Genomic DNA, 21,284 nt, shown 5'->3' with positions numbered 1-21,284 from the left:
CCAAAAAGAGAGTTCCCCTCCTTTCGATAACTGGGTATACTGCTCTGACTAGCAAGGAGTGAGAGAGATGGCTACTAAGAGCAAAAAGACAAACAGTATGGTAGACAAGAAAGTAGGCAAAGCGAAGAAAATGGGCAAACGCCTCCTGCTTCTGGCCCTGGTAGTGCTGGTACTCTGGGTCGTCACCCTTATCTTTGCCCCCAGTGAAGTCGAATACAAACCAGGCACCACTACCTATATCGCTGGTCTTGAACTTCCGGCAAACCCCAACGGGGAACCGGTCATTACCCATTCAGGCTACTCACTGCTCTACAGTGAGGAGCACGAACAGCCTCTCTGGGTTGCATACCACCTGACCCAGGAAGAACTCTACGGAACCGATTCGCGCAAGGACAATTTCCGGGCCGACCCCTCCATTGCAACAGGCTCAGCAACCTTGGCAGACTACAAGGGCAGCGGCTATGACCGCGGACACCTGGCACCTGCCGCCGACTTCTCCTGGTCGGAAGAGGCGATGAGCGACTCCTTCTTCCTCAGCAACATGAGTCCCCAGGCCCCAGATTTCAACCGTGGGATCTGGAGCACACTGGAGGCAACCGTTCGGAACTTTGCCGATACCGAAGGTGACATATACGTAGTCACAGGCCCCGTCCTCACCGATGGGCCCTATAAGACGATCGGCACGAACAAGGTCTCCGTACCAAAACAGTACTACAAGGTAATTCTCGACTATACCGAGCCTGAGTTGAAGGCCATCGGATTCGTCCTTCCCAACGAGGGCTCGAATGCACGGGTGGAGACCTTTGCAACGAGTGTCAGGCAGGTCGAACAGCTTACCAACCTCGACTTCTTCCCCAAATTGCCTGACCCGGTGGAAGAGAAGCTGGAAACCTCCTTCTCAGTCGCCGACTGGAAGTTCGACTCCTTCCAGGCAAGTGCAGCCCAACGTCAGGGTTTCGAGAAAGCCGAGCCTACCGTCCAGACAAAGGCACATCCCCTCTACACAATGGCAAAGGGGACGCTTACCAAGGTCCTGGTGATGGTGAAGAAGCAATCCCTGAACCTTCTGGACATCTTCCTTCCGAAGAGTGTCATGAAGCAGGTCCAGGGCATTGTCAGCTAAGGGCGAAAGAGGAGAACAAGGATGCGAATGGGGACCTCTTGCGGTAGAATACGGCAGGACTTCCCATGGGAGCGTCAATGCGATGTTCCCCTGGCCCATACACCCTGGAAGTGAACAGATGTACCCACTCATCGTCAGGAAGCAGGACAGACCTCTGTGATGCTCCCTCCTCAAGGATAGGGGCAACCAACAGGTCCCTTCCCAGGAGATACTCATCCTTGCAGGTAAAGAACGGCTTTTCGGGGTAATGCAGGAAAATGGGCCTCATTACAGGCGTCCCATGCTCGGCATTCTCCCCCACTGCAACGATGAGGTAGGCCTTGAGCCTGGCATGGATGGTAGCCATCCTTGCAAACAGCGCTATGGTCTGCCCATCCCCATCAAACTGCCAGTTGTCCTTCGGTCGGTTACCCTCATGGGTTCTCATCAGGGGGGTGAAGGCCGCAAACTCAGTCCAGCGACAGAGCAACTCCTTGGTCCTCTTCATGCCATAGAGGGTGGTATACCCTCCGATATCACTATGATGCAGGCCCATACCACTCATGGCAAGGCTCAATGCACTGGTAATGACTGAAGGGAGGCCATCATCTTCCGACCAGTCCACATTCTGGTCCCCAGCCCACATCATGGGACACAAGGCCAGGCTGCGGGCGTTGCCGGCACGCATGAAGTAGAGGATCTCATCCGCTTTCCCTGCCCCTTCAACCGCAAGCTTGTTTACCTCTGCCCAGATTCCCGGCCACTGGTTGTGCGCGATCATGGCAGGGCTCTTGTCAAAGAGGACCACATCGGTAGGCAGGTACTCGCCAAAGTCGGCCATCCACCCACCAAGACCGAAGTCGATCATCTCCTTCTGGATGACCTTCACATACCACGCTTTGGCCTGGGGATTGGTAAAGTCCACGATGCCGGCATAAAACTCTCCAAAATCAACAAGGTAGGGCTTGCCCTCACCATTGAGGGCAAGGAACCCCTTGGCATCAGCTTCGTTGTAGAGCTCATGGCCCTCCAATACGTAGGGGTTGATGTATCCAAGGAACCGCACTCCCTCATCTGCAAGCTTTGCAACCACCTTGTCCAGATCTGGATAGAGAACCGGGTCCCACTGCCAGTTCCATCTGAGCCGCTTGCCAAAGGAGGTATATCTCTCCCCCTGCCAGTCCTGGGCCCAGATTCCGACTACGGGGACAGAAGAACGTTGCATTCGTTCCAGCTTGTCCAGACAGTTCTGCGTCCCCCCCTGCATGCCCAGGATCACCCCATCATAGACCCAGAGGGGAAGCTTCCCCTGTCTACCTAGGAAGGCTGAGATGTCCTGGACCACCTCAAGGAGGGTTGGCTTTGCACTGAGGGTGATCGAGGACGGGACATCCCAAAACATCAGGCGGTGGGCCCTTTGGGAAGAGAAGTCAAAGTCAGCATAGCCGTAGGTCTCAGCATGGAAAAAATAGCCACGGCTCGAGACAAAGGTTGGCTGGGGATAGAAGGTCGTATGGTAGTCACCCCCTGCCCTATCCTCCCTGTCGGCAGTCTGGGTGATGGCGGTCTTCTTGTTCCTGCCCACCCCCTGTTCCCCGGTCCAGAGGGGGAAGTTCCTTCCCCTCAGGTCCAGATAGGAGAACTGCTCTCCACAGCCGTAGACATGCTCATCCTTTTCGGCAGTGATGAAGAGTTCCAAGCGGTTATAGGGGGAAGGGATGGCAGAAAAGAGCATTTCAAGCCTACCATCACGTTCCAACAGGGAACAGGTCATCGAAATGTCATCCTGGTAGAACCTGATGGTGTAGTGGACCCGCCCCTCTTTCAGCGATTGCGACAGCTCATACCCCTTGAGTCCAACCTTATCCTGGAGATCGTCCTCGATGAAGTAGTTGCCCCGATACATGTCGATCTTCTCAGTTCCCCTGTAGAGGTATATGCAGGGAGAAGAGGGAGTGTGCTCAATAATCGGTAGCTTGTCATAGAGGAGAACCAACCTCTCCTTTTGCATCGTGCAGCTTATCATGGCTAACCCTTGACCCCTCCGGCAGTAAGTCCGCCGATAATCTTGTCATGCAGGAAGATGTACCCAGCGACGCTGGGGATGATCGTGATGATGACGGCAGCGTACATGCTGCTGTAGTCGGTGATGAACTGGCTGGAAAAGAACTTGATCCCAAGCTGGATGGTCCTCGATTCGATGCTGGATGTGAGCAGCATGGCCATGAGGAACTCATTCCACGAGTAGATGAAGCAGAAGGTCGCCGCGGTCACCAGGCCCGAACGGGAAAGAGGCAGGATGATCTTGGTAAAACGCTTGAAGAAGCCACAGCCATCGATGATGGCAGCCTCCTCCAGCTCCTTGGGGATGCTCTTCATGAAGGCTGTCACCAGGAAGATCGAGACAGGGATGTTGACTGCAGTGTAGACAAAGATCAGGGCGGTGAGCGTATTGTAGAGTCCCGTATGGGTGATGAGGGAAAAGTACGGGACCATAAAGGAGATGACAGGGACCAATACCCCTGCAGTAAGGATGGTATAGATGACATCCCGACCCTTGAAGTGCTCGCGGGAGAGGATGAAGGCGGCCATGCTTGTCACCAGGCTGTTGACGATTACGGCACAGACGGCCACAACCACCGAGTTCAGCAAAAGCCTGGGCAGGCTTGCCATGGAGAGGGCCTTGACGTAGTTGACCCATTGTATCTTTGCTGGCCAACCGAAAGGGGAGATCTGCAGCTCGAGGTTGGTCCTCAGCGAGCTGACAAACAACCACAGGAGCGGCAACAGGGAGAGCCCAAGGAGGGTTCCCAACAGAATCCATTTGAGAATATTTGCGAAGATCCACAGAGGGGTACGTTTTGCATGCATGAGGGGCCTCCTACTGTGCCATTTCGCTCATCGGGTCGGATTTTCCGAAGAGTTTACGAAGTACGGTAATCACCACCGTACCCAACAGGATGAGGAAAACACCAGCAGTGCTTGCCTCGCTATAGCGCAGTGCATCCATCTTCAGATAGAGGTCGATGCCCATCGTGGTGGTAGCATATGCCGGCCCTCCACCTGTCATGAGGAAGGTCGATTCAAAGTGTCGCATGCCGTAGGCCATCGCAAGGGTCATGGTGGTGACCAGGGTGCCGCGAAGCATGGGAAGGGTAATGGAGAACTCCTGCTGCAGAGTGCTTGCCCCGTCGATCTGGGCAGCCTCATAGAGTGACTGCGAGATGTTCATGGCAGAAGCCAACAGGACGATCATGAAATAGCCGATATAGATGACTGTCTGGAAAATAACCGCAAACAAGGCTGTATCAGGGTTTCCCAGCCAGTTACGGCTCTCCATGCCGAAGAGTGTTCCCAGGATGGCGTTGAGTGGCCCGTTGACGTTGTAGATCGCTACCCAGACCATGGCCAAGGCTACGGTGGAGATGACGTTGGGAAGATAGTAGACAGTCCTGAGGAACTTCCAGCCCTTTGGCTTGCGTACGAGAATGATCGCAACAAGGCAGGCAAGGGGGACCTGGATGAATCCCTGGCAGAGGGCCCAGATGATGTTGTTGCCCAAGGCCTTCCTGAATGTCGCATCCATGATGAGCTTCTTGTAGTTTGCTAGGCCATTGAACTTCATCCCCCCGATGCCTCGCCAGCTGGTGAAGCTGGTAAAGACGGTAAAGAAGAAGGGATAGACAAAAAAGAAAAAGAAAAACAGGGAGACAGGCAAAAGGAAGAGGATTCTTCCGGCCCAGTTAGTTCGGTCTCGTGGCGCTAATGCCTGCATGGGAAACTCCTACTACATGGTATGAAATGAGGATGAGCCACCACAGCTGTGGTGACCCATCGTAGACAAGGCTTTTAGCGCTCGATCTTGCGGTCAACCAAGGCACAGAACTCTTCGGCAGAGATTCTTCCAAGGGCAAGGGCACCGAGCTGCTGGGCAAATTCCAGGGTGACTTCTGCACCGAGGGCTGCCTCGAGATCAAAAGATGTGGTCTTTGCACCATTTGCAACATCATAGAACTGCTTCTGCAGGCCAATGGTCGGCAGATAGTCTGTCTTGATGGCAAACATTGCACCGGAGCTCTCCGCAATGCGGGCAATACTCTTTGCACTGGTCAGGTACTTGAGGAAATCAAGTGTTGCAGCTTCCCGTGCAGGATCCTTGCTGGAAGCGGCACAGATGTTTGCCTGCAGGCGGCTGATCATGAAATCAGAGGTTGGCCCAACAGGAGGAAGACCGGCAATCTTGATGGAGTTGAAGAATGGAGTGGCAGCAAGGTCGGCACGACCTGCATACCAGGGGCCATTGGAGAAGACAGCGGTACGACCAGCGAGGAAGTGACCACCACTACCACCTGCACCAAGACCGACAGCGTCGCTTGTGGAGTAGTCTGTGATGAACATCTTCACGAGCTTTGCAGCCTCGACGAAAGCTGGATCGGTAAAGCTCTTGTCCCAAACATTCACGCCACCAAGGGAGACAGCAAAATGGGAGAACCAGATCATCGATGTCCAGGCGTTTGTATCGCCAGTCATCTGGCTGGAGGGTGCAATTCCGGCGGCCTTGAGCTTGTCAAAGGCAGCGGTCAGGTCTTTCATGGTTGTAGGGATTGAGGTTACCCCAACGGACCTGAATGCGTCCATGTTGTACCAGAGGGGAAGGATCGCGGTTTCCATCGGCAGGGACTTGAGCACTCCATCGACGGTGGACTGGGCAATGGAACCAGCATCAAAGGTGGCCTTCCACTGGGGATCCATCACCTTGGCAAAGTCCATGAGGAGCTTTGACTGGTAGAAGGTCTCTGTGGTGGGGTTGAACTTGATCGTAAAGATATCCGCAGGAGCCTGGTTGGCTGCCAGGGAGGTACGGACCTTCTGCTCATAGGCATTGTAGTCAGGCTGTGGTTCGATGACAACCTTGATCTTCCCTGCATTGGCGGCATTGTACTCTTTTACCAAAGCCTCAACGGAGGGGGCCTTGCTGTCATTGCCTACCCAGATGCTTGCCCAGCGAAGTTCAATCTCCTTCTGGGGGGCTGTCTCGCCCTGTGCCTGTGCAAAGAGAGAGAATGTCAGCGATAGCATTGCGAGCAACACGACGAGAGCCTTAGATGTTCGTTTCATGATAATCTCCTTTTTATAGTAACTTCTTGACGAAAGTACTCACCTATTCTATGACCTTCCAGCCCTTGAGCCTGGCCACTATCTCCAAGGGCCTGATATAGGTCCCATAGACAACCGAGGAGTGATGGGCAAGCCCATTGTACACTACCAGGTCCAAAACTTCCTTCACAGGACGGTCAAAGACCGCCTTCATATAGGTCCCCTTCAGCAATTTCTCCATGGGGATGGCCTTGGCTTTCTGCAGGAACATGCGGTACCCGCCACGGGCTGAGTCGATGCGCAGTACCGAAAGAGGCCCATTCTTGAGGACAAAGTCGGCAGTAACACCCTTGCCACCTGCGAAGTAGGTGTCCAGGGAGCGGTTGCATACCCCATCCCAAAGGTTGCAGGGAGCAACACCACAGTGCCAGAACAGGGCAAAGTCCTGTGCAAAGTCGACCTGGGAGAAGTCGAAGAGGAAGGGGGTCTCAGCCCCCAGGGCTGCATGGGCTATCATGGAGAGGGCCCCATCGATATCACCCTCACAGGCGAGGATCATCCCTTCAGACTGCAGGAGGGACATGGCAGCACAGGGGGAGACGCCAAAGTCCCTGGCGAATTCCGGCCAGCACCTGATGGCCAGGGCCGAGAGCCTATAGTGGCTATAGAAGGCGGTAAGCTTGGCAGAGAGCTGGGAGACCTTCTCGATCTGAAAATCCGAGAGGGTCGATACGTCGAAGGTCTTCCTCAGCTGGGCCATCCTGGAGGCAACGTCCTCCTCAGTGACCGGCCAGGCGTGCAGTTCGCTCAACTCATAGTGGTCGACCAAGGCCCCTGTCTGTCCAAACAGCAGGTTGTCCTGCACCCCAACGTTGAAGAACCCATCGGCTCGGTAGCCGACGATACCGATCTTCGCGCTCTTCATCGCCTTGATGACGCGTAGCGCATCGACCCAATCCTCGTCGATGTGGTCCTGGATGATGACCGTATAGTTGTCTACCCCGCTCTTATAGAGGTTCGAGGCGTTGAGGTTTACCCCACAGACAGAGTTGAGCCGGATCTTTCCCCCATTGTAGGGAAGCTCGGGCAGGCCCCAGAGCAACATCGGAGCCTTCACTGCATTCTGCAGCTGAAGAACGAGATGGCCAAGATGGAAGGTACCCGAAATGCAGACAACCCCATCGACATTGGCATGGGCAAGGCGCTCGGCGGCGGCAAGCCCCTCTTCCTGGCTGATGACAAGCTCTTCAATGATTTCCCAGCTCACACTCTCCAGGCCAGAAAGGTCTTCTCGAATCTTGGCGTACAAATCAGCAGCAGCCTTATAGTCATAGGTAGTTCTGGCCAGGCAGACAACTCCCAGGGTAATAGGTTTTTTCACAAAAACGCTCCTCATGTAGAAGGAAAAGCAGAAGGCCCTTCCCAATAACGTTATTTACTTTCTATAAGTAAGTAAATAACGGATTATGCGTTTCGTCAATAAAAAAAATGGAAACTTATGCGAAGAACTCTTTCAGCACCAAATCGGAGGCTCCCTTTTGAGCTAGCAGCGGGTCGTACGCCGTAGCAAAAATCAACGGGGGATTGTTTTCGAATGCATCCGGTTCCACTATCAGGCGCTTCACCTCGGTAGCCAGGGCATCGGCCACCACAGAGGAGCAACAGACAAAAAGAAAGGACTGGGGGGCCAGGAGACGTTTGATGATGCGCATTGCGATCACCAGATAGCCAGCCGCCCGCTCGATGGTGCGAAGGGCAAAGGGATCCTTCTCCTTTAGCTTGGCATCGAGGCCCTCAAACAGGGCGAGGCGAAGGTCGACCGAGTTCGGGTCAAGGTCCTGCAGGAAGGCCTGCAGGCAGCCTCGTGTCCCACAGCTACACCTAGGCCCATCAAAGTTGATGGGTATGTGCCCTGTCTCGATGGTCATCTCCTTGCTGTTGGTATAGATGACATCATCATGGACAAAGGCTCCGTTGACCCCTGTGCGCAACAGGAAGGTAAACATCGAGTTGTGATGGCTGTACCCTCCATACCGATATTCGCTGAAGGCAAGGGCGGAGCAGTTGTTGTGTATCAGCACAGGCATACCAAGCCGTTCTTCCAGGCGTTCGACCAGAGCCACGTCCTTCATCCCCACGATACGGGGATAATAGGCCACCCTCTTGTTGCGAAGGTCAACCTGGCCAGGAGCTGCAACCCCCAGACCGAGCACCCTCTTCCTGTCGATGGAGAGTTGGCCAAGGATTTCCTGGACCTGTAAGACGATGAGGTCGAGCACCTCATCGGCATGAACACCCCCAGGAAGCGGGTGCATCCCGGAATAGATCCTGTCGCCAATGAAATTGAAGACCCCGATGGAGAGGTAGGCTGTCCAGAACTCCAGACCGATGGAGAGGTAGGCATCCTTGGAAACGATGTAGTTTACCGGCCTCCTGCCCTTCTTGGCAGCAGCACCCTCCTCCAGTTCAGAGGAGAGGGCCTCGATGAGGCCTTCCTCTTCCAAGGCAGTGAAGATGCGGAAGATGGTAGGAGCCTTCAGACCGGTACTCTGCACAATCTCTGACTGCGAGGTACCAATGCGTTGGGATGCATGGATTATGGAGAGAACCATCTTCTGGTTGTGCACCCTCAGGTCCGAAGCCCTCATTGGATTTGCCTGCATGTATTCGCTCCTTTGCCTCAAGTCTATCCCCTTCGCCTGAAAAAATCCACAAGAAGTGGCTTTACAACCGAACCATTATGGAATATATTTACTTTCACTAAGTAACTAAAGAAAGGACTCACAATGGAAATCGCCAAATCATTGACCAAGACCGCCTCTTTTGCCAAGGAAATCCGCAAGAAAACGCTCTACACCATTGGGAAGCTCGGCGTAGGACACATAGGAGGGGCGCTTTCGATCGTTGAGCTGTTGGCACTCCTCTACGACCAGGAGATGCGCATCGACCCCAAAAACCCCACCTGGGAGGACAGGGACATGCTCGTCCTCTCCAAGGGCCATGCTGGCCCCGCCCTCTATGCAACCCTTGCCCTGAAGGGCTTCTTCCCACTCTCCGAGCTGGACACGCTCAACCAGGGGGGCACCAACCTTCCCAGCCACTGTGACAGGACAAAGACAGTCGGCATCGACATGAGCACAGGCTCCTTGGGCCAAGGCCTTTCGGCTGCCTGCGGCCTGGCACTTGCCCACAAGGTGGACAAGAAAAAGAACCTGGTGTTTGCCATCATAGGGGACGGGGAGTCCCAGGAAGGACAGAACTGGGAGGCAGCCATGTTTGCCGCCCACTACAGGCTTGACAACCTCATCGCCTTCACAGACTACAACAAGATGCAGATCGACGGGATGACCGACCAGATCATGGGTCTTGGTGATGTCGAGGGAAAATGGAGGACCTTCGGCTGGTATACCCAGCGGGTCGATGGGCATGACCTGGAGGCTATGAGCGGCGCTATCGCAAACGCAAAAGGCCAGAAAGGCCAGCCCTCGATGATCATCCTGGACACCATAAAGGGTAAGGGGGCTGCCTTCTGTGAAGGAAAGGTCACCAACCATAACATGAACTTTGACATGGCCGTAGCAAACGAAGCCATCGCCCAACTGGGTTGAGGAGGAGAGAACCATGGAAAACAAGGAAATGCGAGCAGTATACTGCGACACCCTCATCGATCTGGCCAAGGCTGATTCCCGCATCATGGTGGTCGAGGCCGACCTCATGCGTGCATCAGGGACCACAGGATTCCAGACCCTCTTCCCCGACCGGGCTGTAGATGTTGGGGTAGCGGAAGCAAACATGGTAGGGGTCAGTTCCGGCCTGAGTGCTGCAGGGAAGATTCCCTTTGCCGCTACCTTCGGCTGCTTTGCCTCCCGAAGAGTATTTGACCAGTTCTTCATCTCCGCAAACTATGCCAGGCTCAATGTGAAGCTGGTAGGTACGGACCCCGGGATTTCCGCGGCATTCAACGGGGGGACCCATATGCCCTTCGAGGACATCGGGTTGATGAAGATGATCCCAGGCCTCACCATCCTGGAGCCCTCGGACCCTGTCTCCCTGGAGGCATTGCTGCGCGCCTGTGCCCTCCACCAGGGTTGCACCTACATGCGTCTACACCGCAAGCAGACCGCTCCCCTCTACAAGGAGGGTGAGACCTTCACCCTGGGAAAGGGCAAGGTCCTCAAGGATGGCAGTGATGTCACCATCATCGCCCTCGGTGCAATCCTCGTCCCTGAAGCCCTCAAGGCTGCCAGGCTTTTGGAAGAACAGGGCATTTCAGCTGCCGTGATCGACATGCACACCGTCAAGCCGTTGGATGAAGAGCTGGTCCTGGAGTATGCCAAAAAGACCGGGGCCATCGTGACGGCGGAGAACCACCAGGTCAGCGGGGGCCTTGGCGCCTCGGTAGCCACCTTCCTTGCAAAGGCCCACCCCACCAGGATGGCCATGGTCGGAATCCAGGATGAGTTTGGCCAGGTAGGGACACAGGCCTGGCTACAGGAATACTACAAGCTAACTGCACAGGAGATAGCAAAACAGGCTATTTCACTAAGGAGCAACAGATGAAAATTGCAATTGCATCGGACCTTTCGGGCTTTCCCCTCAAGCAGGAGATAGCCAAACACCTGCTGGAAGCGGGGTATGAGCTGCTGGACTTTGGCATCGAGTCTGCCGACAAACCCCAGCCCTACTTTATCCAGGCCCCCAAGGTAGCCAAGGCCATCCAGAAGGGAGAGGCCGAAAAGGGCATTCTCATCTGCGGTACCGGCCAGGGCATGGCGATCGTCGCCAACAAGCACAAGGGTATCTATGCCTGTGTGGTTGACGACATCTTCTCTGCTGAGAGGTCGAAGATCGTGAACAATGCCAACGTCATCACCCTCGGTGGCTGGATAACAGCCCCCTTCCTTGGGGTCCAGATCGTTGATGCCTGGCTTGCAATGGCCTTTACCCAGAAGATGGAGTTCAAGAAGGATTTCCTTACCAATGCCTTCAACCAGGTTCAGGAGTTGGAAAAGGAGACCTTCAAATGATCAGCAGCGTGCTCAGCAGTGTCCACATCCTCCAGTTCGAGGACCTTTCGGGCAGTGAGCTCTTCGATGTCCTCTCGTTTGCAGCAGGCAAACGGGAGTCATTGCGAGTAGCAGCTGTCTTTGACGGTGCACCAATCCCGGCAAGGGATGACTTGCTGGAGGCCCTGGGAAGAGTGTGCACGGTCACCCATTTCGACCGCGTAGAGCCAAATCCCAAGAGTGAGGATATCCAGAGCATGTTTGGTGACCCCTCTTTCAGGGATGTAGACCTCGTACTGGGAATCGGCGGGGGAAGCGTCCTTGACTCGGCAAAGGCTCTGGCGATGCTCGCCAGCAACGGAGGGGCCCTTGACGACTACCTGGGTAACACCCCCACAAGGAAAATCGAGAAGAAGAGCCTCCCGCTGGTGCTTGTCCCAACCACTGCGGGAACCGGGTCGGAGGTTACCAAAGTAGGGGTCTATACCAGTGCAACAGGGAGGAAATACACCCTGGGCTCCCCCTTGATGGCAGCCCATACAGCCCTTCTGGTTGGGTCATTTCTGGACTCCATACCCCCATCGCTCTGTGCAGCAACCGGGCTCGATGCCCTCGACCATGCACTTGAATCGATCTGGAACAAGAACGCTACACCCATCACCCGAAAGGCATCGGAGGATGCGGCCATAGCAGTGTTGACCCACCTGCCGCCCCTCTATCAGGCCATTGTCCGAAAGGACAAGGACCGAAGGGCCCTCCAGAAGCGGATGCTGGTCTCCTCCACCATGGCTGGGATCGCCTTCAACATGACCGGCACTGCCGCAGGCCATGCCATCTCATTCATCCTCAGCGAACAGTGGCATGTTCCCCATGGCCTGGCCTGTGCATTCACCTTGCTGGAGGTGTTCGACTGGGCATCGCAGAACGAGGAGACCCGATCCTCCCTCGCAAGGATCGCATCCCACTTCTATCCCGAGGTATCCGAGCAGGACAGGCTTGTCGCTTTGCTCAGGGACCGTATTGCGACCCTGATGAAGGAGATGCAGATCCCAACCACGTTTGGAGCCTTGGGTGTCAAGCTCAGGGAGGAAGAGATAGAGCCGCTGTTCGAACGGTGCTTCAGTGACCCGAAGATGCACAACCAGCTTCCCCCGATGCAGGGCCCTGACCTCTACAGCCGCCTGAGTAGCAAGCTATGAGCGCCATCCTGCTCTCTGGCCTGGTGGTCTTCATAACCCATACCCTGGAGGCTGTCACAGGCTTTGGCTGCTCGGTCCTGGCCATGCCCTTCGTGACAGCCCTGCTGGGCATCAGGCTAGGGGTGATGGTCATCACCGTCCTTGCCTGGATCCTGGCCCTCTATTTTGCCGTAATGAAATTCAGGGACATCGATTGGAAGCAATACTTCATCATCACTTTTTTCATGCTGCTGGGACTTCCTGTGGGGATGTACCTCTTCAGGAGTGTCGACAGCGCAAGGCTGAGGATGATACTTGCCTACTTCATCCTTGCAGTATCGGTCTGGCAACTCTTTCGGCTGGGCATGAACAAGCAGGCAAAGCCTGTCCTCCAGGCAAAGGCAGCCCTACCCTACTACCTTCTCCTGATAGCGGGGGGCGTCATCCATGGGATCTTCTCCTCAGGAGGACCTCTGGTGGTGCTCTATGCCTCAAGACAGCTGCAGGAGAAAGGGAAGTTCAGGGCAACACTCTGTATGCTTTGGACCACCTTGAACACCATACTCATTGCAACCTATTTCATTGAGGGCTCCTTTACGCTCCCGGTTGCAAAGACCACTGGCCTATTGGTTCCCTTTGTGCTGGTTGGAATCGTCGCGGGAGAAAAGATCCATGACAGGGTCGACGCGCGTACCTTCAGCCTCATCGTATTCGGCATGTTGTTTTTGACAGCCATATTCATGCTTATTTTTTAGGGGTCACCATGCAAGAGATCAACTACAGGGTTCCTGACGAACTCATAGCAAGAAACCACAAGTCCATGATCCTCTCACTCCAGTCATCACGCTTCACCCAGTACGGGAGAGTCATCGAACATCTGGATGTCCAGCCCCTGATAGAGAGGGCCCGCACGACCACCCCCATTCCCCAGGAGGGCAATCTCTATGTCCCCTCAGTTGGGGATCTGGAGGCATTCCCCGTTGCGAGGGAGCTTGCCTCATACTATGGAAACAGGCCCATCCAGATTGGATTCTGCAATGGCCGCAACATGAGCATGAACGGCATGGAGTACCACAAGAGCCCTGAGATCGTGATCGCCGTGACCGATTGCGTCCTCTTCCTCTGTCCCTTTGCAAGCCTCAACGAGTTTGATACGGTCAAGACAACCGATGCAGAGCTCTTCTACCTTCCCAAAGGCTCGGTAGCACTGCTGGACGACAAGGTCCTCCACCTGGCACCCTGCATGGTCGACAGGAAGGGATTCCAGACCATCATCGTCCTGCCCAAGGAGACGAATGAGCCATTGGACGCTGAAGAGACCAAACAGCGCGATGCTTCCCAGGATAGGGAAGATCGCCTGCTTTTCAAGAAGAACAAGTGGATGATAGCCCATCCCGAACGGATGCAACTGGTCAGCCAGCATGTCCATGTCGGGCTGGTGGGAGATAACAGGGTGGTCAACCCTCTCTGAGGGTGGGCCTACTCAGGCCTATCGTCTTCGTCGTCTTCTTCCTCATCTCCAAACTCTTCGTCAATGCCATCATAGGCGGTGTCGAAGGTGGTGTATTTCCCTCGTACCGAACGCTCATAGGGGTCGAGGACAAAGTACCCGTCAAACAACTGGTAGATGGCAAAGGCATCGGTTTCGTCCAGTTCGTAACTCCCCTCATAGTCGGCGTGGTTTTCCATCCAGTCGTACAGGCCCTCATCAGCGATGTAGTCCACTTCCTCGTCATTGGCCACACGGTCCAACAGGCAGGCCGCAACATAGTCAACCTCCTCATAGGGCTCTTCCCCCATGGAGGCGTAGTCGGTCCGTTCCAGAACCTCCTCAAGGGAGGAGAACCGCCCTTCAATGGCGAACTCTGCCGGGATGGCGATGAAATACGCCCTGTCAAACTCCACGATATAGCTGACCTGGGGAATCTCCCCCTCTTCTGCACTGCTGAACAGGGTTTTGCGAATCTCCCCTTCATCCATCAGCCAGTAGAACAGTTCTTCCTCAAAATAGATCTCGGTGGTGCTGTCCATCTCCGAGGGGAATGTGTAGGCTGAAAACCTTTCAGGAAGGGCGGGGAGGCTTATCATGGCCATGTTTGCCTCAGCAAATGCAACTGGGCTGCAGGAAAGGGTCGGGGGATTCGTACCCTGTACCCTGTAATAGAGCTCCCGGTAGAAAAAGTCCTGAAACTGGAGACTATCATCAACATAGATGGCATCGACAGGCTCCCCTTCCTGCATAACCTCGGCACACATCGCCTCTTCACTCTTGCCAAACCAATCCTGCTTGGCTGAGGCTAGATCTGCATATTCAAGAAACACGCCTTCTCCGATGATGTAGAACTTGCCCTGGTGAGCATACACCCCACTCTTCCCATCGAACAGGGAGAGACTGCCCTCGTCAGTTGACCTGATCGTCTCCCGGTCTACCTTGCCATTGGGCTTGCAACCCTTGCTGAACTGCATATATGAATTCCTCGCTTATCTGAAGATCCTAGTGGGAAGCCCCAAAGGGCACCCGTATCGGCAGTATATGCTGACAACAGCCAGGTGCGATAGAGAGAAAGGGAAGATTCGTGGTTGTTCCCCCTAGGAGAAAAAGGAAAAAGGGAAGCTGAAAACACAGCTCCCCTATACCGCAAGAAGACTGAAGGCCGCATAAGCGGCCTTCAGCTGAACATTATTTGGAGATGAGCATCGTCTTTGGATCGAGACTGACACCCATAAGTTTCCCATTTTGCGTAGTGCGGGATTTCACTAAAGTCATCACCACCTTATCACGTTCCTCGTTGTAGATAAGGCCAATAAGCACATCGATCAGGTCCTTGTACTTGAGCATGGTATTGGGAACACCAAACTCATCATAGGCAACATCGGCACGGACTGGAGAAACACTGAACCACACCTCAAGGTTCATATCAACAGCAAACTGCTTGATCTTCCTCACATCGTCTTCGGTGGCTACCGTAAGCTTGTACCCGTCAAAGAGGATTGCATCAGCTTTGAAGGAACCATGCTTGATGAGGGTTTCCAGGCTGGAGAGCACTTTATCAATCGTGACATTCTCCTGGCTAAAATTCATGACGACACGATTGGAGAGGATGTTATTATAGACAGAAGCTGCATCGGCAAGGCTTCTTCCTTCTGAGACTTCACGAAACACTTCCTTATACCAGTTGATGACATGCTCTACGTTTCCAGAGAAAGAGACGTGGATAACATGCTGGCCCCTAAGGAGTTTGTCGGTGGCAAGGTGCACCAAACACGCTGTTTTGCCTACACCATGACGAGAAACAAGTACGCCGAGATTACCACGACCGAGTCCCCCATCAAGAGAATCATCAAATACACGCAGCGGACTCAAGTCGTTCAACTCTTGGATTTCCATATTGCTCACCTCCAGAAGATTTGTTGTTCTACTGCCAGTATACTATAAAAAAGTTGGATTGGGTAGGAATTTGCACTATGAGCATGATGCAAAGGCCACCGGCAAAAAAAACCTCCATCCAGAGAGAACTCTGAGTGGAGGTGTATTTGCTGGCAAAAGGCTTATTTCTGCTCTTTCCTGCGCTTTTCCTGGTAGTCCAGTTTCAGCTGCTCGGAAACGCTCTGAGGTACCTTTCCGTACTTGCTCAGTTCCATGGAGAACTCGCCCTTTCCCTGAGTCAGGGAGCGCAAGGTCGTGGAATACCCGAACATTTCGGAGAGGGGGACCTCAGCGTAGACAGTACACATGGCATGGTCTTCAGTGGAACTGATGATGATACCGCGTCTCTGGTTAACAGAAGCAAACAAGCTTCCCTGGAATTCAGTGGGGGCTACAACCTCAACCTTCATGATAGGCTCGAGGATAACCGGCTTGGCCTTCTCGAAAGCTTCCCTGAAAGCATTGAGTGCGGCAGTCTGGAACGCCTGGTCGGAGGAGTCAACCGGGTGCCATGCACCATCGTTGACAACAGCCCTGACACCAAGGACGGGGAATCCAACCTGGCTTCCTTTCTTGATCGCCATCTGGAAGCCCTTGTCGCAGGAGGGGATGTATTCGGTAGGAATCGATCCGCCCTTGACCTCGTCGCTGAACACATAGTCCTTGGGATCTTCACCCTCAACAGTCTCCGGTAGGGGCTCGATGTATCCTGCAACACGTGCATATTGACCGGAACCACCAGTCTGTTTCTTGTGGGTGTAGTTGAAAGAAGCGCGTTCGGTAATGGCCTCACGGTACGCAACCTCTGGCTGACCAATCTCCACCTCTGCCTTGTACTCACGCTTCATGCGCTCGACATAGACTTCAAGGTGCAGCTCTCCCATTCCCTGGATGATGGTCTGGTTGGACTCTGGGTCAACATAGGAGCGGAAGGTCGGGTCCTCTTTGGTAAAGCGGTTGAGAGCCTTACCCATATTGTCTGCTGCCTTCTTGTCCACCGGCTTGATGGCAAGGGAGATAACAGGGTTAGGAACATACATGGAACTGAGGGAGTAGTTAAGCTTGGGATCACAGAAGGTGTCACCTGATGCACATTCGATACCGAACAGTGCGGCGATCTCACCACAACCTGCCTCGGTAAGGTCTTCCATGTTGTTGGAGTGCATGCGGATAAGTCTTCCTACCCTGAACTTCTTGCGGCTTCGGGTATTGAACAATTCGTCGCCCTTCTTCACCTTGCCTTGGTAGACACGGATGTAGGTGAGCTGACCGTACTGGCCATCCTCGAGCTTGAATGCAAGCACAACGGGAGGGAGGTTCTCGTCCGAAGGAAGGATGATCTCCTGCTCGTGGTTGTCCAGGTCCAATGCCTTGTTGACAACCTGCCCTGGGTTGGGAAGGTAGCTGACCACTGCATCGAGCAGGGCCTGGATACCCTTGTTCTTATAGGCAGAACCCATCAGCACGGGAACGAGCTGCAAAGCGATGGTCGCCTTGCGGATCTCCTCGCGGATAAGTTCTTCGGTCACAGTCTCTTCCAGCATCGCTTCCATCAAGGCATCGGAGCACATGGAAATGCTGTCAAGCATGACTTCGCGCTTTGCAACGGCTTCGGCAAGCAATTCTGCAGGGATCTCTGCCTCACGCATCTGATCCTCGGCAACGCCAGCGTCAAAATAGAGGGCTTTCATGGAAATGAGGTCTACTACACCCTTGATCTTGTCCTCAAGGCCGATGGGAATCTGCAACAAAACAGCGTTCAGGCCGAGTTTCTCGACCAGCTGTTTCTGGACACGGTAGGGATTTGCTCCGGTACGGTCACATTTGTTGACAAATGCAATTCGGGGAACATGGTAGCGCTTCATCTGACGGTCAACAGTAATTGACTGGCTCTGCACACCTGCAACGGAACAGAGGACAAGCACCGCTCCATCAAGAACACGCAAAGAACGCTCAACCTCAATGGTGAAGTCGACGTGTCCCGGAGTATCGATGATGTTGATCTCGTTTCCTTTCCACATAACGTTAGTTGCAGCGGAAGCAATCGTAATTCCACGTTCTCGCTCAAGCTCCATGCTGTCCATGGTGGCTCCAACGCCGTCTTTGCCACGAACTTCATGTATTTCGTGGATCCTATTGCAGTAGTAGAGGATACGTTCGGTGAGAGTAGTCTTACCCGAGTCAATGTGGGCACTAATTCCGATATTCCTCATGTTTTGCAAGTCAGCCATACTATTAAACCTCTATAATATAGAATAAAAGCGATGCTGCAGTATTTTCTGCAACTTACATTGTCCGTATTGAATGAGCCGGTTGTTTCTTGTATACCCATATGCTGCAAAGAGGAAGGGATAGAAACTCAGCCCGCTAAATACCAGCAGCCTAGCGTACCTTGTGGATAATATTACAATCATGGTTTTTGTGCAATCCCTTTTGTCCACACAATCCTTTTCCGACTCGATAATTGTATGATACAATGGGCTTGAGGTGTGCTATGAAAACCATTTTCACTAAAATCATAGAAGGGGAGATCCCCTCCATCAAGTTGCATGAAGATGCCCTTTGTACGGTCATCCTGGATATCAACCCAGTCAACAAGGGCCATCTGCTGGTCATCTCCAGGGAACCCTACCCAACCTTCAGCGAGTGTCCCCAGACGACCCTGGACCATCTTATGGCCATCGCCAAGCTTGCCGACAGCAAACTGCGCACAGCCTTGGGCTGTGAAGGTACCAACCTGCTCATCAACAACGGGGAAGCGAGCGGCCAAGAGGTCCCTCACCTACATATCCATCTCATACCCCGCTTCACCAATGACGGGAAAAAATTCGCTTTCACCAAAGAGACCTATGCCGATGGCGAGATGGCCACCTATGGCAAAAAGCTGGGGTTCTGAGCATGAAAGCATGTCACCACTGCCACAGTGCAATAGATGTCCTGATGACGGTAGGAACCTCCACCCTCTGTCCCACCTGCAACAAGCCCCTGCACAGCTGTTTCAACTGCAGGTTCTATAGCCCTGGAGCATACAACGACTGCCTTGAAGAGGTTGATGAGTTCATCGAAGAGAAAAAAGAGGCAAACTTTTGTGATTTCTTCATGCTTGGCGACGATGACCAGGAAGAGATGAGAAAGCACGCCGAAGCCAAGAGGCGGGCAGAAGCCTTCTTCAACAACTAAGGAACACTACCATGAACAAACGGACCATACTCCTCATTTGCACCCTATTGCCCCTCTTGCTGCTGGGATGCCAGAGCTATACGGCAAGCAAAGGCATCGCTGCCATAGAACCCCTTGCCTCCATCACTGATGGCAAGACCATAACCAAGCCCTCCACCCTCCAGGAAGCAAAGGCCAAGGAGGAGGCAGAGGCCAGGGAAAAGGAACAACAGCAGCAAGAGGTACTAGCATCCCAACTACAAAAACAACTGGAGCAGAAACTCTCGACCCTGAGTGCAGGGGAGGTGAAGCTACAGGCAACCATCACCGACCTGGAAAACCAGCTGGCAGAAGCCAGGAAGAAGAGCGAACAGCTCACGGTGACCCTTACAGCCCTCACCCTGGAAAAGGAAACCTTGGCCAAGGAGAGCGAACAGGCACAAAATGAGGGCAACGAGCGCATCCAGGCCCTCGAGCAACAGAACGCCCTGCTCTCCTATCAGATAGCAGAACTACAGAACCTCATTGAGGAACAGGAAGCTCAGCAGCTACAACAGCAGGCCGAGAGGAAAAAGCTGGAACAGGAACAGCAAGAGATGCAAGCACAACAGGATGCAGAAAATGCACACGCCTGGCTGGATCTGAGCAACCAGCGCGACGAGCTCCAAGCCGAAAACCGCCTGCTGAAGGCACAGCTGGAAGAGAAGACCCTCACCATTGAGGAGAAGGTAAAGCTTGAACAGCAACGAAGTGCAGAGGCTAAACGGCTGGAGAGCGAGAAACAGGCAGCACTGAAGGCCAAGGAGGCCGAACAGCAGCACATGGCGGCCGAGGAGGAGGCCAGACGCCTTGCCGCCGAGCAGGAGCAGATGAAAATCCCCCCTCTGGACAAGATTACCTTCCCTAGGCTCTATACCACTGACATGAATGCCTCACTCGCCAAGGAGGGAGAGAAGCTCCTTGCCCTGATGATCCCTCTCTCCGACCTGCCTTGGACGAATGCCAACACAGTCAAGGAGGTGCACCAGAGCATCAGCGACCTCAACGCACCGGTCATCTTCGTTACCGGGCACATGGAGAATGTCATAGCCTTGGTCAGGGAGATGCGCAGCAATGCCGCACTCTTCAGCAGTGGGGCCATCATCACCAGCTTCCCGATCCTAGAGGTCAGCGACGGTGGCATGGAGATACAATACCAGGAGAAGAAGACGGTCCGCCTGGCGTTGGCAAACCTTCCCGAATACCAGGTGGTAGAGCAGGTCCTACGTGGGGGGGATTGGAAAAACACCCAGAAAAGCCTCGAAAAACAGAGGTTGGCACAGGTGGAAAAACTCTTGGCAGAGGGATCGTTGACAACGCCTACCCTCTTGGGAGCATCCCTCTATGAACCTTCCTACCGGGATTGGAATACCTTCAGCCCTGTCGCCTATCGGCAGGTGGACTACCTCTGGCCCCTAAGCGAACGTCTGGAAAGCGAAGGATTCTTCGATACCTACAGGCTTACCCACTTCAATGAAGCGACCAGTGCAGGCAACACCCTGCTCACACCCCAGTGGCAGGAGCGGGTAGACTTCCTCTTCAGCAGAAAGATACTTCCCCTGGAATCAACACTGCTCACCATAGGTGGCGAGTCTGCCCCTGACAGTAAGGGTTACTCCAGGTTTGGCATCGTGGCAACCTACCTCATCCCCTGATCAGGACCTGTCCTCTCCCGAACCTGGCTCGCCTATGACCTCCATGTGGCCCTCAATGGTAGAGAACTGCTTGCTGAGCTTGCGGATCCTTACCGACCAGAAGAACATTGCAAGGCCAGAGGCCAGGAGCACCACCCCTACCAGCTTCAGAAGGAGGCTTCCGATCTGGGTGGGGAATGCAAAGAACAGGGCGGCAAGCAGCAGGGAGAAGAGCGCCTCAGAGAGGAATGGGGAGACACTGATGTTGCCCTTGCGCAAAAGGAAAGCCTGCAAGAGCGAGATGATGGCAGAGACCACCAGCTGTGCTGCCAGGATGTAGAGCAATAGGTGGGTGCTGAAATTCTTGGTAGAAAGGGAGAGGACGACAACCAGGATTCCGACCCCGATGTTGACCAGGCCCTTGATGAGCAGGGCTCTCTTGCTTTTGGGCCCTACGGCGTATACGCCCATCGAAACAAAGGAGTTGATGCCGGTTCCCACCATTCCAAGGCCAAGCAAGGCGACAAACGCCTTGGCAAAAGAGTCTCCCTGGAACATCATGTAGATGCCAAGGATCGCCAGAATTGCGGCGAGGACCACCGTTGTATTCAGATGTCTTTTCATAAACGTGTCTGCCATGAA

Annotated in this window: 20 protein-coding genes; 10 read left to right on the top strand and 10 right to left on the bottom strand. The window is 54.0% G+C overall.

Annotation, left to right across the window (positions count from 1 at the left end; translation table 11 throughout):
- Positions 1-67 precede the first annotated feature (67 nt).
- Entirely contained in the window at positions 68-1,123 is a 1,056-nt protein-coding gene (locus ROJ03_RS01755) for a DNA/RNA non-specific endonuclease (RefSeq protein WP_313725267.1), read from the top strand.
- Here the strand turns inward: ROJ03_RS01755 and ROJ03_RS01750 are convergent.
- From ROJ03_RS01750 to ROJ03_RS01725, 6 genes are all read right to left on the bottom strand, one after another.
- The gene (locus tag ROJ03_RS01750; protein WP_313725266.1) at positions 1,116-3,128 is read right to left on the bottom strand and encodes an alpha-glucosidase; all 2,013 of its coding nucleotides are present in this window, start codon (positions 3,126-3,128) and stop codon (positions 1,116-1,118) included. The two genes, ROJ03_RS01755 and ROJ03_RS01750, sit on opposite strands and share 8 nt — an antisense overlap.
- Positions 3,129-3,130: 2 nt before the next feature.
- Complete coding sequence (locus ROJ03_RS01745) at positions 3,131-3,973, bottom strand: carbohydrate ABC transporter permease (protein WP_313725265.1); 843 nt, start codon at positions 3,971-3,973, stop codon at positions 3,131-3,133.
- Between the two features lie 10 nt (positions 3,974-3,983).
- Positions 3,984-4,877, bottom strand: coding sequence for a sugar ABC transporter permease (locus ROJ03_RS01740; protein WP_313725264.1), 894 nt, complete (start codon positions 4,875-4,877; stop codon positions 3,984-3,986).
- Positions 4,878-4,951: 74 nt separating this feature from the next.
- Positions 4,952-6,220: an ABC transporter substrate-binding protein gene (locus tag ROJ03_RS01735; protein WP_313725263.1), complete on the bottom strand. Its 1,269-nt coding sequence runs from the start codon at positions 6,218-6,220 to the stop codon at positions 4,952-4,954.
- Positions 6,221-6,263: 43 nt separating this feature from the next.
- Entirely contained in the window at positions 6,264-7,580 is a 1,317-nt protein-coding gene (locus ROJ03_RS01730) for a fucose isomerase (protein ID WP_313725262.1), read from the bottom strand.
- A gap of 115 nt (positions 7,581-7,695) precedes the next feature.
- Complete coding sequence (locus ROJ03_RS01725; RefSeq protein ID WP_313725261.1) at positions 7,696-8,862, bottom strand: ROK family transcriptional regulator; 1,167 nt, start codon at positions 8,860-8,862, stop codon at positions 7,696-7,698.
- Between the two features lie 123 nt (positions 8,863-8,985).
- On the opposite strand from ROJ03_RS01725, the gene ROJ03_RS01720 reads away from it, so the two are divergent.
- Genes ROJ03_RS01720 through ROJ03_RS01695 form a run of 6 tightly spaced genes read left to right on the top strand, consistent with a single transcriptional unit; the run spans position 8,986 to position 13,854 of the window.
- Positions 8,986-9,807: a transketolase gene (locus ROJ03_RS01720; protein ID WP_313725260.1), complete on the top strand. Its 822-nt coding sequence runs from the start codon at positions 8,986-8,988 to the stop codon at positions 9,805-9,807.
- Between the two features lie 13 nt (positions 9,808-9,820).
- Positions 9,821-10,759: a transketolase C-terminal domain-containing protein gene (locus ROJ03_RS01715; protein ID WP_313725259.1), complete on the top strand. Its 939-nt coding sequence runs from the start codon at positions 9,821-9,823 to the stop codon at positions 10,757-10,759.
- Complete coding sequence (locus tag ROJ03_RS01710; RefSeq protein WP_313725258.1) at positions 10,756-11,226, top strand: RpiB/LacA/LacB family sugar-phosphate isomerase; 471 nt, start codon at positions 10,756-10,758, stop codon at positions 11,224-11,226. Before ROJ03_RS01715 ends, ROJ03_RS01710 begins: the two co-directional genes overlap by 4 nt.
- Positions 11,223-12,404: an iron-containing alcohol dehydrogenase gene (locus tag ROJ03_RS01705; protein WP_313725257.1), complete on the top strand. Its 1,182-nt coding sequence runs from the start codon at positions 11,223-11,225 to the stop codon at positions 12,402-12,404. Before ROJ03_RS01710 ends, ROJ03_RS01705 begins: the two co-directional genes overlap by 4 nt.
- Complete coding sequence (locus ROJ03_RS01700) at positions 12,401-13,138, top strand: sulfite exporter TauE/SafE family protein (RefSeq protein WP_313725256.1); 738 nt, start codon at positions 12,401-12,403, stop codon at positions 13,136-13,138. The genes ROJ03_RS01705 and ROJ03_RS01700 overlap by 4 nt, the downstream gene beginning before the upstream one ends.
- 8 nt (positions 13,139-13,146) lie before the next feature.
- Positions 13,147-13,854: a DUF4867 family protein gene (locus tag ROJ03_RS01695; RefSeq protein ID WP_313725255.1), complete on the top strand. Its 708-nt coding sequence runs from the start codon at positions 13,147-13,149 to the stop codon at positions 13,852-13,854.
- Between the two features lie 8 nt (positions 13,855-13,862).
- Here ROJ03_RS01695 and ROJ03_RS01690 read toward each other — a convergent pair whose 3' ends face one another.
- The 3 genes from ROJ03_RS01690 to fusA all read right to left on the bottom strand — a co-directional run bounded on the left by ROJ03_RS01690 (position 13,863) and on the right by fusA (position 18,041).
- Positions 13,863-14,849, bottom strand: a complete 987-nt coding sequence (locus ROJ03_RS01690) for a hypothetical protein (RefSeq protein WP_313725254.1) — start codon at positions 14,847-14,849, stop codon at positions 13,863-13,865.
- Positions 14,850-15,063: 214 nt separating this feature from the next.
- Positions 15,064-15,771, bottom strand: coding sequence for a hypothetical protein (locus tag ROJ03_RS01685; protein WP_313725253.1), 708 nt, complete (start codon positions 15,769-15,771; stop codon positions 15,064-15,066).
- 161 nt (positions 15,772-15,932) lie between these two features.
- The gene (gene fusA / locus ROJ03_RS01680) at positions 15,933-18,041 is read right to left on the bottom strand and encodes an elongation factor G (RefSeq protein WP_313725252.1); all 2,109 of its coding nucleotides are present in this window, start codon (positions 18,039-18,041) and stop codon (positions 15,933-15,935) included.
- 263 nt (positions 18,042-18,304) lie between these two features.
- Here fusA and ROJ03_RS01675 point away from each other — a divergent pair, with 263 nt between their 5' ends.
- The 3 genes from ROJ03_RS01675 to ROJ03_RS01665 are packed head-to-tail and all read left to right on the top strand — an operon-like array spanning position 18,305 to position 20,663.
- Positions 18,305-18,706, top strand: coding sequence for an HIT family protein (locus ROJ03_RS01675; RefSeq protein WP_313725251.1), 402 nt, complete (start codon positions 18,305-18,307; stop codon positions 18,704-18,706).
- A gap of 2 nt (positions 18,707-18,708) precedes the next feature.
- On the top strand, positions 18,709-18,990 hold the full coding sequence (locus tag ROJ03_RS01670; RefSeq protein ID WP_313725250.1) for a hypothetical protein: 282 nt from the start codon (positions 18,709-18,711) through the stop codon (positions 18,988-18,990).
- 11 nt (positions 18,991-19,001) lie between these two features.
- A complete protein-coding gene (locus ROJ03_RS01665) occupies positions 19,002-20,663 on the top strand; it encodes a hypothetical protein (protein WP_313725249.1) in 1,662 nt (553 codons plus the stop codon).
- Here the strand turns inward: ROJ03_RS01665 and ROJ03_RS01660 are convergent, their stop codons facing one another.
- A complete protein-coding gene (locus ROJ03_RS01660) occupies positions 20,664-21,281 on the bottom strand; it encodes a DUF308 domain-containing protein (RefSeq protein ID WP_313725248.1) in 618 nt (205 codons plus the stop codon).
- Positions 21,282-21,284 lie beyond the last annotated feature (3 nt).

The organism is Sphaerochaeta sp. PS, from assembly GCF_032144095.1.
Taxonomy (GTDB): Bacteria; Spirochaetota; Spirochaetia; order Sphaerochaetales; family Sphaerochaetaceae; genus Sphaerochaeta.
This window is presented reverse-complemented; position numbering and strand designations above follow the sequence as displayed.

What these genes read in the sequence shown, in the direction of transcription:
- ROJ03_RS01725 (WP_313725261.1), bottom strand. Translation starts at nt 8,862, where the DNA reads ATGCAGGCAAATCCAATGAGGGCTTCGGACCTGAGGGTGCACAACCAG.
- ROJ03_RS01720 (WP_313725260.1), top strand. Translation starts at nt 8,986, where the DNA reads ATGGAAATCGCCAAATCATTGACCAAGACCGCCTCTTTTGCCAAGGAA.
- ROJ03_RS01675 (WP_313725251.1), top strand. Translation starts at nt 18,305, where the DNA reads ATGAAAACCATTTTCACTAAAATCATAGAAGGGGAGATCCCCTCCATC.
- ROJ03_RS01710 (WP_313725258.1), top strand. Translation starts at nt 10,756, where the DNA reads ATGAAAATTGCAATTGCATCGGACCTTTCGGGCTTTCCCCTCAAGCAG.
- ROJ03_RS01755 (WP_313725267.1), top strand. Translation starts at nt 68, where the DNA reads ATGGCTACTAAGAGCAAAAAGACAAACAGTATGGTAGACAAGAAAGTA.
- ROJ03_RS01670 (WP_313725250.1), top strand. Translation starts at nt 18,709, where the DNA reads ATGAAAGCATGTCACCACTGCCACAGTGCAATAGATGTCCTGATGACG.
- ROJ03_RS01705 (WP_313725257.1), top strand. Translation starts at nt 11,223, where the DNA reads ATGATCAGCAGCGTGCTCAGCAGTGTCCACATCCTCCAGTTCGAGGAC.
- ROJ03_RS01695 (WP_313725255.1), top strand. Translation starts at nt 13,147, where the DNA reads ATGCAAGAGATCAACTACAGGGTTCCTGACGAACTCATAGCAAGAAAC.
- ROJ03_RS01700 (WP_313725256.1), top strand. Translation starts at nt 12,401, where the DNA reads ATGAGCGCCATCCTGCTCTCTGGCCTGGTGGTCTTCATAACCCATACC.
- ROJ03_RS01690 (WP_313725254.1), bottom strand. Translation starts at nt 14,849, where the DNA reads ATGCAGTTCAGCAAGGGTTGCAAGCCCAATGGCAAGGTAGACCGGGAG.
- ROJ03_RS01750 (WP_313725266.1), bottom strand. Translation starts at nt 3,128, where the DNA reads ATGATAAGCTGCACGATGCAAAAGGAGAGGTTGGTTCTCCTCTATGAC.
- ROJ03_RS01735 (WP_313725263.1), bottom strand. Translation starts at nt 6,220, where the DNA reads ATGAAACGAACATCTAAGGCTCTCGTCGTGTTGCTCGCAATGCTATCG.
- ROJ03_RS01745 (WP_313725265.1), bottom strand. Translation starts at nt 3,973, where the DNA reads ATGCATGCAAAACGTACCCCTCTGTGGATCTTCGCAAATATTCTCAAA.
- ROJ03_RS01715 (WP_313725259.1), top strand. Translation starts at nt 9,821, where the DNA reads ATGGAAAACAAGGAAATGCGAGCAGTATACTGCGACACCCTCATCGAT.
- ROJ03_RS01685 (WP_313725253.1), bottom strand. Translation starts at nt 15,771, where the DNA reads ATGGAAATCCAAGAGTTGAACGACTTGAGTCCGCTGCGTGTATTTGAT.
- ROJ03_RS01660 (WP_313725248.1), bottom strand. Translation starts at nt 21,281, where the DNA reads ATGGCAGACACGTTTATGAAAAGACATCTGAATACAACGGTGGTCCTC.
- fusA (WP_313725252.1), bottom strand. Translation starts at nt 18,041, where the DNA reads ATGGCTGACTTGCAAAACATGAGGAATATCGGAATTAGTGCCCACATT.
- ROJ03_RS01665 (WP_313725249.1), top strand. Translation starts at nt 19,002, where the DNA reads ATGAACAAACGGACCATACTCCTCATTTGCACCCTATTGCCCCTCTTG.
- ROJ03_RS01740 (WP_313725264.1), bottom strand. Translation starts at nt 4,877, where the DNA reads ATGCAGGCATTAGCGCCACGAGACCGAACTAACTGGGCCGGAAGAATC.